The organism is uncultured Agathobaculum sp. (assembly GCF_963927765.1).
Lineage (GTDB): Bacteria > Bacillota > Clostridia > Oscillospirales > Butyricicoccaceae > Agathobaculum.
Map to the genome: position 1 here is coordinate 23969 of NZ_CAWVCU010000085.1, position 12773 is coordinate 36741.

General features: G+C 55.4%; 13 protein-coding genes and 1 tRNA gene. 1 reads left to right on the forward strand and 13 read right to left on the reverse strand.

The window, feature by feature from the left end; all coding sequences use genetic code 11:
• Nucleotides 1-117 precede the first annotated feature (117 nt).
• The 7 genes from ABGT74_RS07820 to ABGT74_RS07850 form a co-directional block, all read right to left on the reverse strand.
• Nucleotides 118-588 (reverse strand): regulatory protein RecX, encoded by a 471-nt coding sequence (locus tag ABGT74_RS07820; RefSeq protein ID WP_297283391.1) that lies wholly within the window; start codon nt 586-588, stop codon nt 118-120.
• Nucleotides 585-1748 carry a recombinase RecA gene (recA, locus tag ABGT74_RS07825; RefSeq protein ID WP_297283392.1) on the reverse strand — a complete coding sequence of 388 codons (1164 nt, stop codon included), beginning with the start codon at nt 1746-1748 and terminating at the stop codon, nt 585-587. The genes ABGT74_RS07820 and recA overlap by 4 nt, the downstream gene beginning before the upstream one ends.
• A 138-nt stretch (nt 1749-1886) precedes the next feature.
• Nucleotides 1887-2765, reverse strand: coding sequence for a peptide chain release factor N(5)-glutamine methyltransferase (gene prmC / locus ABGT74_RS07830; protein WP_297283393.1), 879 nt, complete (start codon nt 2763-2765; stop codon nt 1887-1889).
• Nucleotides 2766-3081: 316 nt separating this feature from the next.
• Entirely contained in the window at nt 3082-4017 is a 936-nt protein-coding gene (locus ABGT74_RS07835) for a DUF1385 domain-containing protein (RefSeq protein ID WP_346705124.1), read from the reverse strand.
• Nucleotides 4014-5567, reverse strand: a complete 1554-nt coding sequence (locus ABGT74_RS07840; RefSeq protein ID WP_346705125.1) for a HAMP domain-containing sensor histidine kinase — start codon at nt 5565-5567, stop codon at nt 4014-4016. Before ABGT74_RS07840 ends, ABGT74_RS07835 begins: the two co-directional genes overlap by 4 nt.
• Nucleotides 5568-5629: 62 nt before the next feature.
• A complete protein-coding gene (locus tag ABGT74_RS07845) occupies nt 5630-6319 on the reverse strand; it encodes a response regulator transcription factor (protein WP_297274701.1) in 690 nt (229 codons plus the stop codon).
• Nucleotides 6320-6346: 27 nt separating this feature from the next.
• Nucleotides 6347-7681: a hypothetical protein gene (locus ABGT74_RS07850; protein WP_346705126.1), complete on the reverse strand. Its 1335-nt coding sequence runs from the start codon at nt 7679-7681 to the stop codon at nt 6347-6349.
• Between the two features lie 214 nt (nt 7682-7895).
• On the opposite strand from ABGT74_RS07850, the gene ABGT74_RS07855 reads away from it, so the two are divergent.
• Nucleotides 7896-7980, forward strand: a tRNA-Leu gene (locus tag ABGT74_RS07855).
• A gap of 103 nt (nt 7981-8083) precedes the next feature.
• On the opposite strand, the gene ABGT74_RS07860 is transcribed toward ABGT74_RS07855, so the two are convergent.
• The 6 genes from ABGT74_RS07860 to ABGT74_RS07885 are packed head-to-tail and all read right to left on the reverse strand — an operon-like array spanning nt 8084 to nt 12684.
• A complete protein-coding gene (locus ABGT74_RS07860; RefSeq protein WP_346705127.1) occupies nt 8084-8704 on the reverse strand; it encodes a DNA-3-methyladenine glycosylase in 621 nt (206 codons plus the stop codon).
• Between the two features lie 49 nt (nt 8705-8753).
• On the reverse strand, nt 8754-9146 hold the full coding sequence (locus ABGT74_RS07865; protein WP_346705128.1) for a thioesterase family protein: 393 nt from the start codon (nt 9144-9146) through the stop codon (nt 8754-8756).
• Nucleotides 9147-9150: 4 nt separating this feature from the next.
• Nucleotides 9151-10446 (reverse strand): serine--tRNA ligase, encoded by a 1296-nt coding sequence (serS, locus tag ABGT74_RS07870; protein WP_297283399.1) that lies wholly within the window; start codon nt 10444-10446, stop codon nt 9151-9153.
• Nucleotides 10447-10477: 31 nt separating this feature from the next.
• Nucleotides 10478-11020, reverse strand: coding sequence for a hypothetical protein (locus ABGT74_RS07875; protein WP_346705129.1), 543 nt, complete (start codon nt 11018-11020; stop codon nt 10478-10480).
• Nucleotides 11021-11032: 12 nt separating this feature from the next.
• On the reverse strand, nt 11033-11905 hold the full coding sequence (locus ABGT74_RS07880) for a ParB/RepB/Spo0J family partition protein (RefSeq protein WP_297283401.1): 873 nt from the start codon (nt 11903-11905) through the stop codon (nt 11033-11035).
• 2 nt (nt 11906-11907) lie between these two features.
• Complete coding sequence (locus ABGT74_RS07885; RefSeq protein ID WP_297283402.1) at nt 11908-12684, reverse strand: AAA family ATPase; 777 nt, start codon at nt 12682-12684, stop codon at nt 11908-11910.
• Nucleotides 12685-12773: the final 89 nt, after the last annotated feature.

Here is a 12773-nt window from a genome sequence, read left to right on the forward strand (position 1 = left end):
TATGAATTTCAATACTCTATTATGATACCCCAACTGCATGGCGTATGCAAGCAAAGCGCGGTAAAATCGGCGTTTTTTCCGAAAAATACAAAAGAAGCGTGCTTTGCACGCTTCTTTTTATTCAAACGTATCCGGGATGCTCTGCCCGTACTCTGCAAGCGCGTCGCGGATATCCTGCCACGAGAAGCCGCGCCGCTGCAAAAAGGCAACTGCCTTGTCGATTTCTTTCCGATCGGACACATCGCCGCGCAAACGCTTGTCCAGCAGCGCGACCAGCTGCGCGCGGTCGGGCGAAAAGCCAGCCAGCGCGGCTTCCGCCGTCTCTCGGTCAACCCCGCGGCGCGTGAGCTCCTGCCGGATGCGCATTTCACCGTACCCTTTGCGGGCGCACGAACGCACAACGCTTTCCGCATACGCCGTGTCATCCAGCAGATGCCGCTCGGTCAGCCACGCAAGCGCATAGTCCGCGGCTTCTTCGTCGTGACCCTTGTCCAGCAGCTTATCGCGCAAGCCTTTGGCGCTGAGCGCGCGGTAGGACAGCTGCTTGGCGGCAGCGTCCAGCGCTGCGCGGTATTTATCCTCGCTCATTCTTCGTCGAGATCGTCAAAATCGTCCGCGTCGATCGAAACCGCCTTGGATGAGCTGGCCTTGGAGGCAGCAGGCTTGGAGACGGGCGCGGCGACCGGTGTTCCCGGCTTGGCCGTCATTGCCTGATGCGCGTTGCGGCGCTCTTCCTCGACCTTTTCCATGATCTGCTTCTGCACATCGTCCGCGATCTCCGGATGATCCTTGAAATACTGCTTGGCGGCGTCGCGGCCCTGTCCCAAACGGGTCTCGCCCATGGAGAACCATGCGCCCGACTTGTTGACGATGCCGTACTTAACGCCGAGATCGACCAGCTCACTCGTGCGCGAGATGCCCTCGCCGTACATGATATCGAACTCGGCTTCCTTGAACGGAGGTGCGACCTTGTTCTTGACCACCTTCACGCGCGTGTGGCTGCCGATCATTTCCGTGCCGTTTTTCAGGTGTTCCATGCGGCGCACATCCAAACGCACAGACGCATAGAACTTAAGCGCGCGGCCACCGGTCGTGACTTCCGGGCTGCCGTAAATCACGCCGACCTTTTCGCGCAGCTGGTTGATGAAAATAGCCACGCAGTTGGACTTAGAGATCGAACCCGCCAACTTGCGCATCGCCTGGCTCATCATGCGGGCGTGCAGACCAACGAACGAGTCGCCCATTTCGCCCTCGATCTCGGCACGCGGGGTCAGCGCAGCGACCGAGTCAATGACCACAATATCGATCGCGCCCGAGCGCACCAGCGCTTCCGCGATGTCCAGACCTTGCTCGCCGGTATCCGGCTGGGAGACCAGCAGGCTGTCGATATCGACGCCCAGCGCCTGCGCATAGACAGGATCGAGCGCATGCTCTGCATCAATGAATGCGGCAGTGCCGCCCATCTTCTGCGCCTCGGCCACGCAGTGTAGCGCAACCGTGGTCTTACCGGAGGATTCCGGCCCGTAAATCTCCACAATACGACCGCGCGGCAGACCGCCGATGCCCAGCGCAAGATCCAGACCAATCGAACCGGTCGGGATATGGTCAATATTCATACCGGCGTTTTCGCCCAAGCGCATAACCGAACCCTTGCCGAACTGCTTTTCGATCTGTCCCAGCGCGGCCTCGAGCGCCTTCTTTTTATCGGCCGCAGGCGCGACCGGTTCCAACTGTTTCTTGGTAGCCATGAAAAGCCTCCTGCACGTTTCAAAAATTCCTGCTCTTATTATAGCAGTGTCAAAAAACAAAAGCAAGAAAAATCGAAAATTTGTTCGTTTATTTTTTGCATAAAAAATGCCCACCTTTCGGATGGGCACCGCGTCCGCTCATTCCAGCGGATCGTTGATTTCCGTATTGTAGCCATAGACGATGCGCGGCACACCGGCAAGATCCTCGGTGATGCCGATACCGCCGAAGCGGTTTTCCTCCAGAATTGCGGCAACATCGTTCGCCTGCTGCCAACCGCACTCGAACAGGATCACCCCGCCTGTCACCAGCAGCGATCCCCACTTGGAACAGATCGAGCGGTAAAAATCCAACCCGTCCACGCCGCCGTACAGCGCCTCGTGCGGCTCGTAGTTGTACACACTCCTGTCCAGTTGGTGCATCTCCGCGCGGGTGATATAAGGCGGGTTGGATACGATGATATCAAACTGACCCATATTGCCCGGCGGGCGAAAGCGCACATCCGCATTGACCGCCACGAACCGGCTCTGCACGCCCAGCCGACGCGCATTCTCCCGCGTGACACGCAGCGCGCCTTCGGAATTATCCACACCAGCCACATGTGCATCCTTTACCATATGCGCGACGGTGATACCAATACAGCCTGAACCACAGCACAAATCGAGAATACGGGGCGATACCTTTTTCTTTGCCTGCTCGATCACCAGCTCACACAGCGGCTCGGTATCCGCGCGCGGGATAAGAACATTTTTATCCACCTGAAAGGTCAGGCCGTAAAAATCCCATTCCCCGAGGATATACGCCAGCGGCTCGCCATCCAGACACTTATCGCAGAGTAAATTCGCATAATCAACGGTCGCATCATCTAAGTACAGATGACCCCATTCGCCTGTTTTATTCTTGTCCACCTTGCAGGCATACGCGGTCAGCTCGCGCGCAGACAGCGACGGCTGCGGCTCGTCCGCTTCCTTGAAGCGGTGGAACAGCTCCATGTACACGTCGTTGATCGTTTTAGTCAATTCAATTCACCTCTTTTTGTGAAATGAGCACGCAGAATGTTATCGCACCCCTCCCCTCTGGGGTGGCAACCGTGCCGGTTGTTCTGATCCTGCGAAAAGGGCGGCAGCCGCAAACAGGAACCCTGCTTTGCGCGCGCAGCGCGCCCTTGAGAAAAAGGGGTGATTCACAAGAGGGGAGAAACCCTTGGTGTCTCCCCTCTTCGCGAGCCGCAACGAGTGTGCATGCGAGCAACCGCCGCATAGCGGCGGCTCTTAGCGAGTCGTAGTGTGCCTGCGGCGCACAGCCGCATCATTCTCTTCTCTTGAATAAAGCCTATTACCAGTTATCCGAGCCATCCTCCGGAATGACTGCCTTCATGCCGGTGATTGCCACCTCAATCATGGAGTCATCCGGCTCGAACACGGTCAGGTGCTGGATCATCAGACCCGGCCAGCGCAGCGCACGGGATACAATGCTTTCCGACCGTCCCGCATAGCGGTTAAACTCATAGCTGATGCCGACCACCAGCGGCAGCAGAACCAGATGCGCGAGCATACGCAAAAACGGGTTGGTGATGTCAACGATGGAAAAGACAATGGACGAAACAATGGTCGCAATGATAATCAGCACAAACATGAAGCTGGTGCCGCAGCGGGGATGATACTTGTTCTGACGGCGCACGTTTTCCACCGTCAGCTCCTCCCCTGCCTCATAGCAGAAAATGGTCTTATGCTCCGCACCGTGATATTCAAAGGTGCGGCGGATATCCTTCATATGCGACACCGACCACATGAAAATCAAGAAGATAATCACGCGCACGATGCCTTCCAGCACATTGCGGGCAAGCACGCCCCAGCTTTCCGGCACGAAGCCGCCGAGAAAGCTCGGCAGCAACAGGAACAGCGCAACCGGCAGCGCAATGCCGATCACGGTCGAAATGCCGAGGATGAATTTGTCCAGCCCCTCCGAGCCGAACTTGCTTTCCACCCACAGTTCAAACTTGGAGGGTGGTACATCGGCTTCCTCATCCTCAAAAAAGGATGCCGAATAATTGATGGCTTGAATGCCGTCCTTCATGGCCATGAACAGACCGTAAGCGCCGCGAAAGACCGGCTTTTTCCACAAAGCGGACGGCTGATGTGCGTCCTCTTCTTTTGTCACCAGTTCACCGTTGGCACGGCGCACGACGGTACAGGTCTTTTTGGGGCCTTTCATTACGATGCCCTCAATGATGGCCTGCCCGCCGATGGTGGTTTTCTTTTGTGTTGTCATGGGTTATCTCCTTCGGGGGTATAGGGGTTGTCCGGCACTTTCGGAATCGCGCCCGTGATGCCGAGCGCTTCCTCCGCTTCGGCGGCGGGCAGCGAAACGGTCACGGTCGTGCCCGCGCCCAGCGTAGACGCAATATCCAGCGTGCCGCCGTGCAGCGATACGATCTCGTCGGTGACAGCAAGGCCGATGCCGCTGCCGCGCTGCTTGGACGAACCCTTATAAAATTTCTCCTTGACGAACGGCAGCTCGGCCTCCGGAATGCCCTGACCGTAGTCGCGTACGGATGCGACCACCTTGCCGCCGTCCCGCCGCAGGGTGATGTCGATTTTCTTGCCGTCGCCGCCGTATTTTGCGGCGTTATCCAGAATGTTGAGAAACACCTGCTTCATGCGGTGGCGGTCACCGTTGATATAATAGTTGGCTTCCACATCCTCATCATAGCTGAGCTGGATGCCGCTTTTATGCAGCAGATTTTCATACATGTAAACCGCCTCATAGAGTTCGATCGACAAATCGAACAGCTCGACCTCAAGCTTCATACGTCCGGATTCAATGCGAGCAAAGTCCAACAGTTCTTCGACCATACGGGTCAGGCGGCTCGCTTCTTTCTGGATGATGGTCAAACCCTGCATGACCTCCTCCGGGTCTTCGCCGCCACCCGCCATGAGCGTTTCGCTCCAGCCGCCGATAGCGGTGAGCGGGGTGCGCAGCTCATGCGACACCGAGGAAATAAAGTCGTTCTTCATGCGTTCGGCACGGCTAATCTCATCCGACATATAGTTGATGGTATCGCATAGTTCGCCAATTTCGTCATCGTATGTTTTTTGCAGGCGCACGCCATAGCGCCCCGCCGCAATTTCCTTGGCAATCGTATTGATCTTGAGCACGGGATCGACGATCGATTTAACAAAATAGCTGTTGGACGCAACGACCAGCATCAAGAACACCAGACACGCGAGCAGCGCAATGCCAATGATGATCCAGATCTGCTGCTCGACGATGCGCAGCGAGGTGATAAACCGCACGCCGCCAATCAGATCACCGCGCGCAGACAGCAGCGGCGCGGTCACGCTCATCACCCGTTCGCCGGAAAGCGGGTCGCGTCCGGTATAGACCGCAGTCTTTTGCGTGGCAAGCGCCTGTGTGGCATCCTCGGTCGAAGCCATACCGCCGCCGGACAGCCCGGACGTGGACAGCAGGATACGACCGGTCGAATCCAAAAACTGCTGCTCCAGCTTATCCTGCTCCTGAAAGGTCGTCACAGTCGATTCTGCCTGTGCATAAAACTGGTCGTATGTCTCGGTGAAATATTTGCGGAATGTATCCGCCGCGGTCGTGGCACGGGACACCAGATTGTCCCGCACGGTCGCATAATAATAGCCCGATATGCCGACCGAAATCAGGATCATCACGACCGCAAGGATAACGAGCACGAACGAAAGCGAGTTCATCATCCAGCGTCCCTTGATGCCGCCCGGTGAGTGCAGCACCTTAGGCACGGCCGGCTGCGGCGGCACTTCAGGCTTTTTCTTTTGTTTGTGATAATTCATAACAGAGGGCCTTTCTGCAAAATGCCGGTTTGCGGGCGGCAAAACGCCGCGGGAAGGCTGAATCAGCCTTCCCACATATAGCCATAGCCGCGCACGGTGACGATGTGCGTCGGCTCGGCCGGATCATCCTCAATTTTAATGCGCAGACGGCGGATATTCACGTCCACGATTTTCAGCTCGCCCACATAATGATGCCCCCACACCATCTCAAGCAGCTCGTCGCGCGAAAGCGCCTTGCCGATATTCTCCATAAATGCCTTCAAAAGACCGTACTCGATCTGCGTCAGCTCGATCTTGATGCCGTTCTTGAGCACTTCGCGCGCGCGCAGATTGAGCTTGAACGGGCCGGACTTGATGACATCCTCCTCCGAAAACGGCGAACCGGACACGCGGCGATAGAGCGCATCCACACGCGCCGCCAGCTCGATCACCGAGAAGGGCTTGGTCACATAATCATCCGCGCCGTTCATCAGGCCGGTGACCTTGTCGGCCTCCTGCGTGCGGGCGGTCAGCATGATAACGCCTGCGGCGTAGCCCGCAGCGCGCATCGCGCGGCAGACCTCATAGCCGTCAATGCCGGGCAGCATGACGTCCAGCACCGCAACCGCGATATCCTGATTGGCATGGTATTTTTCCAGCGCCTGCTCGCCGGTTTCCGCTTCTATCACTTCGTAACCGCTGCGCTTCAAATTGAGCACCAGAAACGAGCGGATATTTTCCTCATCTTCCAATACCAGTATCTTACGCTTCATGGAAAGTCCTCCTTTTATTGCAAACGATCAATTGTTCCAATCCTGTTTGACGAGCGAAAAACGATTTTGTATCGCCTCTGCGGTAATTTCCAGAGAACTTTGTTCCGCCTCGTCCGCGATGCGCGCGAAATATACTGCCTGCGCTGTCTCGCCAAGCTGCAGCAAATCGGTGCGGCCGGCATAATAATCCCGACTGGAGCCAGTGGCGCAGTAAATGGTAAACAGCGGGATTTGCCCGCCTCTGCCGACATATTCTGAAAATGTAACGACGCTGATTCCACTGTCGGCCGTTTTGGTTGCTGTGATACGGTCATGCCAGGTGGGGTCAATCACCAGGCTCCATGCGTCCGAAATATTCTGATAGGTGGTCATCACCCATACGGGCGGTTCATCCACACTGTAAGCATACCAATCAAGCATGAACACCGCATCGGATGCCGCGGCATCCGTATAACCCGCCATGAGCACGGCACGCGGCAGCTCAGTCACGCCGTCGTTATTGATATCGGTCGCATAGACCGACACCGGACGATAGGTGCTGCGGGTGATCGAATCCTCGCCGTCCAACGCCAGATTGACCAGCGTCCGGTCGGCAAATACAAAGATATCCGTCGTCAAACCCACGCCGCTTGCCGTCTTTTCTTCGGCAAACACCGCCGTGTAATCATCCAGCACATGGCCGGTCTGCATCCGCTCGACAGAAACCGTTTCCGCACTGGTGGATGCCTCTCCGACCATCGACAGACTGCCTTTGCTATACTGATACAGCCGCGCCACGCGCTTGCCATCCGGCGCGGTGGTGAGCAGCAGCAGATCCTTTGCGCCGTCGCCATCCATATCGGTCAGCTCCATGGCGGAATACTCGGTCTCGAGCAGCACACCCGGCGCACAGTCGCTTCCAAAATCGCACATGGTCAGCGCGCCGGTACCATCAGCAGAAAGCCGCCATATGATCACCATACCGCGACGGCCGTCCGGTGTGATCACCGGATAATCCACTGACTGGATTGCCGTGCCTGTCCCTTCAATCGAACCGGTGCAGACATAGCTTTCCTCTTGCTTGCGATAAATATATACCTTAAAATCATTGCTGGTTGCCGAGGAGGAACCGCGGAAAAACGAGATAGCTTCCTCCACCCCATCGTTATCCAGATCAATCAGCTGGATCGAGGAGCGGTTTTCACCCTCCACCGGCGCGGTATAAGAGATGCCGGAAGAGATGAGTTTCTCCAGCTCAACCTGCAATGTTTGATAGTTTGTAGACGGTTTGGGTGCAGCAAGCAGCTCGTCACCCGATGGAAACGTACAGCCGCTGAGCACCAGCAAAGACAGCAGTACGGAAAGCATGCGAATCGGTTTCATGGATTTCTCCCATTCATTATACTCCAACAGATATACAAATTCAGTATAGCACAAATCCATTCGGTTTGGTACTGGAAATTGTATAATTTTTATTCGTATTGCAGGGCTTTTCTGCGTCAAAATGCTATGCCTTTTGTTCGCGCCACACCGCGATTTTCATTGACAAAACGGGTGGAAATGGGTATACTGATGTTACGTCTCTTTATACTTTTATGCGGGTATGGCGGAATTGGCAGACGTGCAGGATTTAGGTTCCTGTGCCGCAAGGCGTGTGGGTTCGACCCCCACTACCCGTACCAGTACAGCAAAATGCGGACAGCTTATTATAAAGTTGTCCGCATTTGTTTTTCCCTAAATCTGCTATTTCAAGCTTTCACTTTGCGCCATTGAAAAAGGACGGCATCAGCCGTCCTTTTTTTGCGCTGCAACTTCCCACAGATAAAGACCTGCAACCGTTGCGTATGGCGCATACCGTGCGCGGTATTCCTCAAATTGCACACGGGTTAGCTCCTCTAACCCGTACAGGCGGCACAAGCCTTTGCGGATACCAAAATCATCGAACGCGAGCACATCAGGCCGCTCAAGTGAAAAGATCAGCAGCATCTCCGCTGTCCATCGTCCGACGCCGGGAAGTGCGGTCAGGGTTTTGATGATTTCATCATCACTTTTATCCACAAGACTGTGGATATTTATTGTTCCGTCCTGCACAGCATGCGCTGCGGCGAGCATATAACCCGCCTTACGTCCAGACATGCCGCAGGCACGCAAGCCATCCTCCCCTGCCGCAAGGATGGTTTCCGGCGTGATCTCTCCCAAACGATCACACAAACGCGCCCAAACGGTCGCCAGCGCTTTCCCTGAGATCTGCTGCCCGGCAATCGAATTCACCAAAGCTGTAAACAGGTTGGGGATAACTTCCCGGTCGATATGTCCGATACGTGCAATTGCTGCGCCGAGCACAGGATCACGTTCGGTCAAATAATCGGTTTCGGTTTTGCCATATGCAAAGTATTTCTTTTCCATCGCAAACTCCCTATCACAAAGGGCGGGGTTTCCCCCGCCCTTTTGACATTTATGCGTTTTTCTTGGCCTGTGCCTTCTGCTCAAAGCGTTCCTTGGCGACAATGGCGCGCTGGTGCGTGCCCTCACCGATCAGGCCGGCTTCATCATAAGCCGCGACCTTGAAGGTCAGCATTTTACCATTCGGCGCGATTTCTACCAGCTCGGTCTCCACGCGCACCTCCATGCCCTCAGGCGTGGCGGCGACATGGCTGACATTGACCAGTGTACCGACCGTGGTCTTGCCCTCTTCCAGATGGGGGGCAACCGATGCTGCCGCCGTGTTTTCAATTGCTGCGATCATCATGGGCGTGGCATATACCGACACCAGACCGCTGCCAACATTGCATGCCAGCTTATCCGCAGTGACTACGAATTTCTGCTCGCCCTTGATTCCGATTTCCATATTCTTACTCTCCCTTTTTGCGGATCTCGGTCATACCGCCCATATACGGCTGCAGCGGCTTCGGGATAGCAACCGAGCCATCCGCACGCAGGTTGTTTTCGAGGAAAGCGATCAGCATACGCGGGGGTGCAACCACCGTGTTGTTGAGCGTATGCGCGAAGTACAGCTCCTTGGAATCCTTGCCGCGCACGCGGATGCCCAGACGGCGTGCCTGCGCGTCGCCCAGATTGGAGCAGGAGCCGACCTCAAAATACTTCTTCTGGCGCGGCGACCATGCCTCTACGTCGCAGGACTTCACCTTCAGGTCAGCCAGATCGCCCGAGCAGCACTCCAGCGTGCGCACCGGGATATCCAGCGAACGGAAGAAATCGACCGTGTTCTGCCAGAGCTTGTCGTACCACATCGGGGACTCTTCAGGCTTACAAACGACGACCATTTCCTGCTTCTCAAACTGGTGGATACGGTATACACCGCGCTCCTCGATGCCGTGCGCGCCGACTTCCTTGCGGAAGCAGGGCGAATAGCTGGTCAGGGTCTGCGGCAGGGTAGCTTCGTCGTTGATGGTGTCGATGAACTTACCGATCATAGAGTGCTCAGAGGTGCCGATCAGGTACAGATCCTCGCCCTCGATCTTGTACATCATATTCTCCATTTCCTTGAAGGACATAACGCCCTTCACCACATCACCGTGGATCATGAACGGCGGGATATAATAGGTGAAGCCGCGGTCGATCATGAAGTCACGCGCATAGGAAAGGATGGAAGAATGCAGGCGCGCAATGTCTCCCTTGAGGTAATAGAAGCCGTTGCCCGAAGTGCGGCGCGCGGCATCGAGGTCGATGCCGTCGAAAGACTCCATGATATCCACATGATACGGGATTTCGTAATCCGGTACGACCGGATCGCCGAACTTCTCGAGTTCAACGTTCTCGGAATCATCCTTGCCGATCGGAACGGACGGGTCGATGATGTTCGGAATGACCATCATGCGGTTTTTGACTTCCTCGGCAAAGGTCTTTTCATCCTCTTCGAGCTTTGCCATCTCATCGGCCATCGCCTTGACCTCGGCCTTGACCTTCTCTGCCTCGTCCTTCTGGCCCTTCGCCATCAGGCCGCCGATCTCCTTGGACTTCTTGTTGCGCAGGGCACGCAGCTCGTCGCAGCGGGTCTTGGCTGCGCGGAACTTGGCGTCAAATTCGATGACCTCGTCCACCAGCGGCAGCTTTTCGTCCTGGAACTTCTTCTTGATGTTTTCCTTGACCGCGTCCGGGTTCTGACGGACAAATTTGATATCCAGCATGATTTTCTTCTCCTTCTATTTCCTTTAATTTTTATTCTGCATCACTGTTTTGGCTGTCCATTTGCTGCTGTACCGCTTCAAACAGCTTGTTGATATCCGCATCAAAGCTGTCCTCTGTGTTGCCCAGCAAACGATCCTCGCCGTACTTCTGCACCAGCTCATCATATGCCTTCTTAGCATCTTCCCGGTTTTCTGCCAGCAGCTGTGCATTGATACGCGCCAGAAGTGCGTAAACCTCGCGTTCTTCCATGCGCTGCTCGGTTGCGCTTACAACATCGGTTTCCGCCAGCTCAGTATCGAGCACTTTGCGCACCTTATCCAATGCTGCGCTTTGCGCATCGTACTGGGTCTCTAAATCTTCCATTTTCTGGGTTGCACCCTGCGCGACGGTCTGCTGCTCGTTGAGCTGATTGGTCAACGTATCAAGCTGCCGGTCGGCACGCGCCTGCGCGACATAGCTGATCAAAATGAGTGCGATCGCGACCGAAAACAGGCCAACGATATAAAAGGTCAGTGTTGTGCGGCTGAGCTTTTTTTCGGGTTTTCCCTGCTCAGGCTTTTTCTTTTCGTCCATGGCAGTTCCTCCTTATACGCGCAAACCGCGCAGCGCTTCGATCAGGCGTTCCAGATCGTCCGCGCCATAGTATTCCAGCGACAGCGTACCGCTGTTTTTGCCTTGTTCAATACTGATTTTACGGCCGAGTACGCTTTCCAATTCCTTTTCGACCTCCGAGACATAGTCCACGGAAAAGCCTTCGGGCTGCGGCTTAGGCGCCGGCTTTTTGTTCATACGCTTGGCGAGCGCTTCCGCCTGCCGCACGCTCATGCCGACCATCTGCTTGGCTGCTTCTACACGCTTGTCCTCTTCTGCAACTGCCAGAACAGCGCGCGCATGACCGCCGGACAATTTCCCCTCGGATACCATGGTGCGTACCTCATCGGGCAGCGCGAGCAAACGCAATGCATTGGCTACCGCTGGACGGGATTTGACCACGCGGTGCGCGACCTCCTCTTGCGTCATGCCGAACTGCTGCATGAGCAACTCATAGCCCTCTGCCTCTTCGATGGGATTCAGATCCTGTCGCTGTAAATTCTCGATCAGCGCGAGCTCCATGACTTCACTCTCATGGGCTTCGAGCACCATGGCGGGGATTTCTTTCAGTCCCGCCAGACGCGCAGCACGCCATCGACGCTCGCCTGCAATAATCTGATAATATCCGTTTTTGTCTCCCGGCCGCACGGTGATCGGTGTGATGATACCGTGCAAACGAATGCTCTCCGCCAACTCTTCCAGCGCCTGCTGGTCAAATTTCTTACGAGGCTGGTTGGGGTTTGGCTCGATTTTTGAAAGCGCGATCTGTGATACACTGTCGGTCGCACCGGCAGCGCTCAAATCAGTCGCATCCGCACCGAACAGGTTGGACAAGCCGCCTCCCAATCCTTTTTTGGTTGACGCCATGCTCAGCCTCTCCCCTTCCTTTCCGTTTTCTTCAGTATTTCATCTGCAAGAGACAAATATGCCTCCGCACCGCGGCACAGCCGGTCATAGTCCGTGATGGGCTTACCATGGCTGGGCGCTTCGCTCAGGCGCACATTACGCGGCACAACCGATGAAAACACCTGACCCGGGAAGTGCTTTTTCACTTCTTCCACTACCTGAATGGAAAGATTGGTGCGGCCGTCAAACATAGTCAGCAGCACGCCCTCCAATTCCAGTGCGGGATTCATTGACTTTTTCACCATACGTACCGTTGTCATCAGCTGACTGAGACCTTCCAGCGCATAATACTCGCACTGGAGCGGTACCAGAAAGCTGTCTGCTGCACACAAGCAGTTGAGCGTCAGCAGACCGAGCGACGGCGGACAATCAATAAAAATGTAATCGTAGTCATCGCGCACACGGTCCAATACGCTTTTGAGACGGTTTTCCCGGTTTTCCATTGCGATCAAATCCAGTTCCGCGCCCGCCAGATTGACGTTTGCGCCGATCAGATCCACCCATTTTGTGGATACAATCGCGCTTTTCACATCCGGCTCATCCGCCACAATCAAATCATAGACCGAGGTTTCGAGCGAACGCGGGTCCACGCCAAAACCGGAGGTCGCGTTTCCCTGTGGATCGAAATCACACAGCAGCATGCGCTTGCCACGCTCATAGAGCGCAGCCGCCAGATTGATGGCTGTGGTGGTTTTCCCTACGCCGCCTTTTTGATTGGCGAACGCGATAATTTTCCCCATATCTGGTTCCCTCTTATCTTTGGTAATTTTCCTACGGGTTTCATTATATCACACCCTTATTAGAATGCAAAGCAAATCCCTCAAATTTT

Excerpts from the sequence above, each read along its gene's own strand:
- ABGT74_RS07820 (WP_297283391.1), bottom strand. The coding sequence starts at position 588 with ATGAGCGAGGATAAATACCGCGCAGCGCTGGACGCTGCCGCCAAGCAG.
- recA (WP_297283392.1), bottom strand. The coding sequence starts at position 1,748 with ATGGCTACCAAGAAACAGTTGGAACCGGTCGCGCCTGCGGCCGATAAA.
- ABGT74_RS07835 (WP_346705124.1), bottom strand. The coding sequence starts at position 4,017 with ATGACAACACAAAAGAAAACCACCATCGGCGGGCAGGCCATCATTGAG.
- ABGT74_RS07840 (WP_346705125.1), bottom strand. The coding sequence starts at position 5,567 with ATGAATTATCACAAACAAAAGAAAAAGCCTGAAGTGCCGCCGCAGCCG.
- ABGT74_RS07845 (WP_297274701.1), bottom strand. The coding sequence starts at position 6,319 with ATGAAGCGTAAGATACTGGTATTGGAAGATGAGGAAAATATCCGCTCG.
- ABGT74_RS07850 (WP_346705126.1), bottom strand. The coding sequence starts at position 7,681 with ATGAAACCGATTCGCATGCTTTCCGTACTGCTGTCTTTGCTGGTGCTC.
- ABGT74_RS07860 (WP_346705127.1), bottom strand. The coding sequence starts at position 8,704 with ATGGAAAAGAAATACTTTGCATATGGCAAAACCGAAACCGATTATTTG.
- ABGT74_RS07865 (WP_346705128.1), bottom strand. The coding sequence starts at position 9,146 with ATGGAAATCGGAATCAAGGGCGAGCAGAAATTCGTAGTCACTGCGGAT.
- serS (WP_297283399.1), bottom strand. The coding sequence starts at position 10,446 with ATGCTGGATATCAAATTTGTCCGTCAGAACCCGGACGCGGTCAAGGAA.
- ABGT74_RS07875 (WP_346705129.1), bottom strand. The coding sequence starts at position 11,020 with ATGGACGAAAAGAAAAAGCCTGAGCAGGGAAAACCCGAAAAAAAGCTC.
- ABGT74_RS07880 (WP_297283401.1), bottom strand. The coding sequence starts at position 11,905 with ATGGCGTCAACCAAAAAAGGATTGGGAGGCGGCTTGTCCAACCTGTTC.
- ABGT74_RS07885 (WP_297283402.1), bottom strand. The coding sequence starts at position 12,684 with ATGGGGAAAATTATCGCGTTCGCCAATCAAAAAGGCGGCGTAGGGAAA.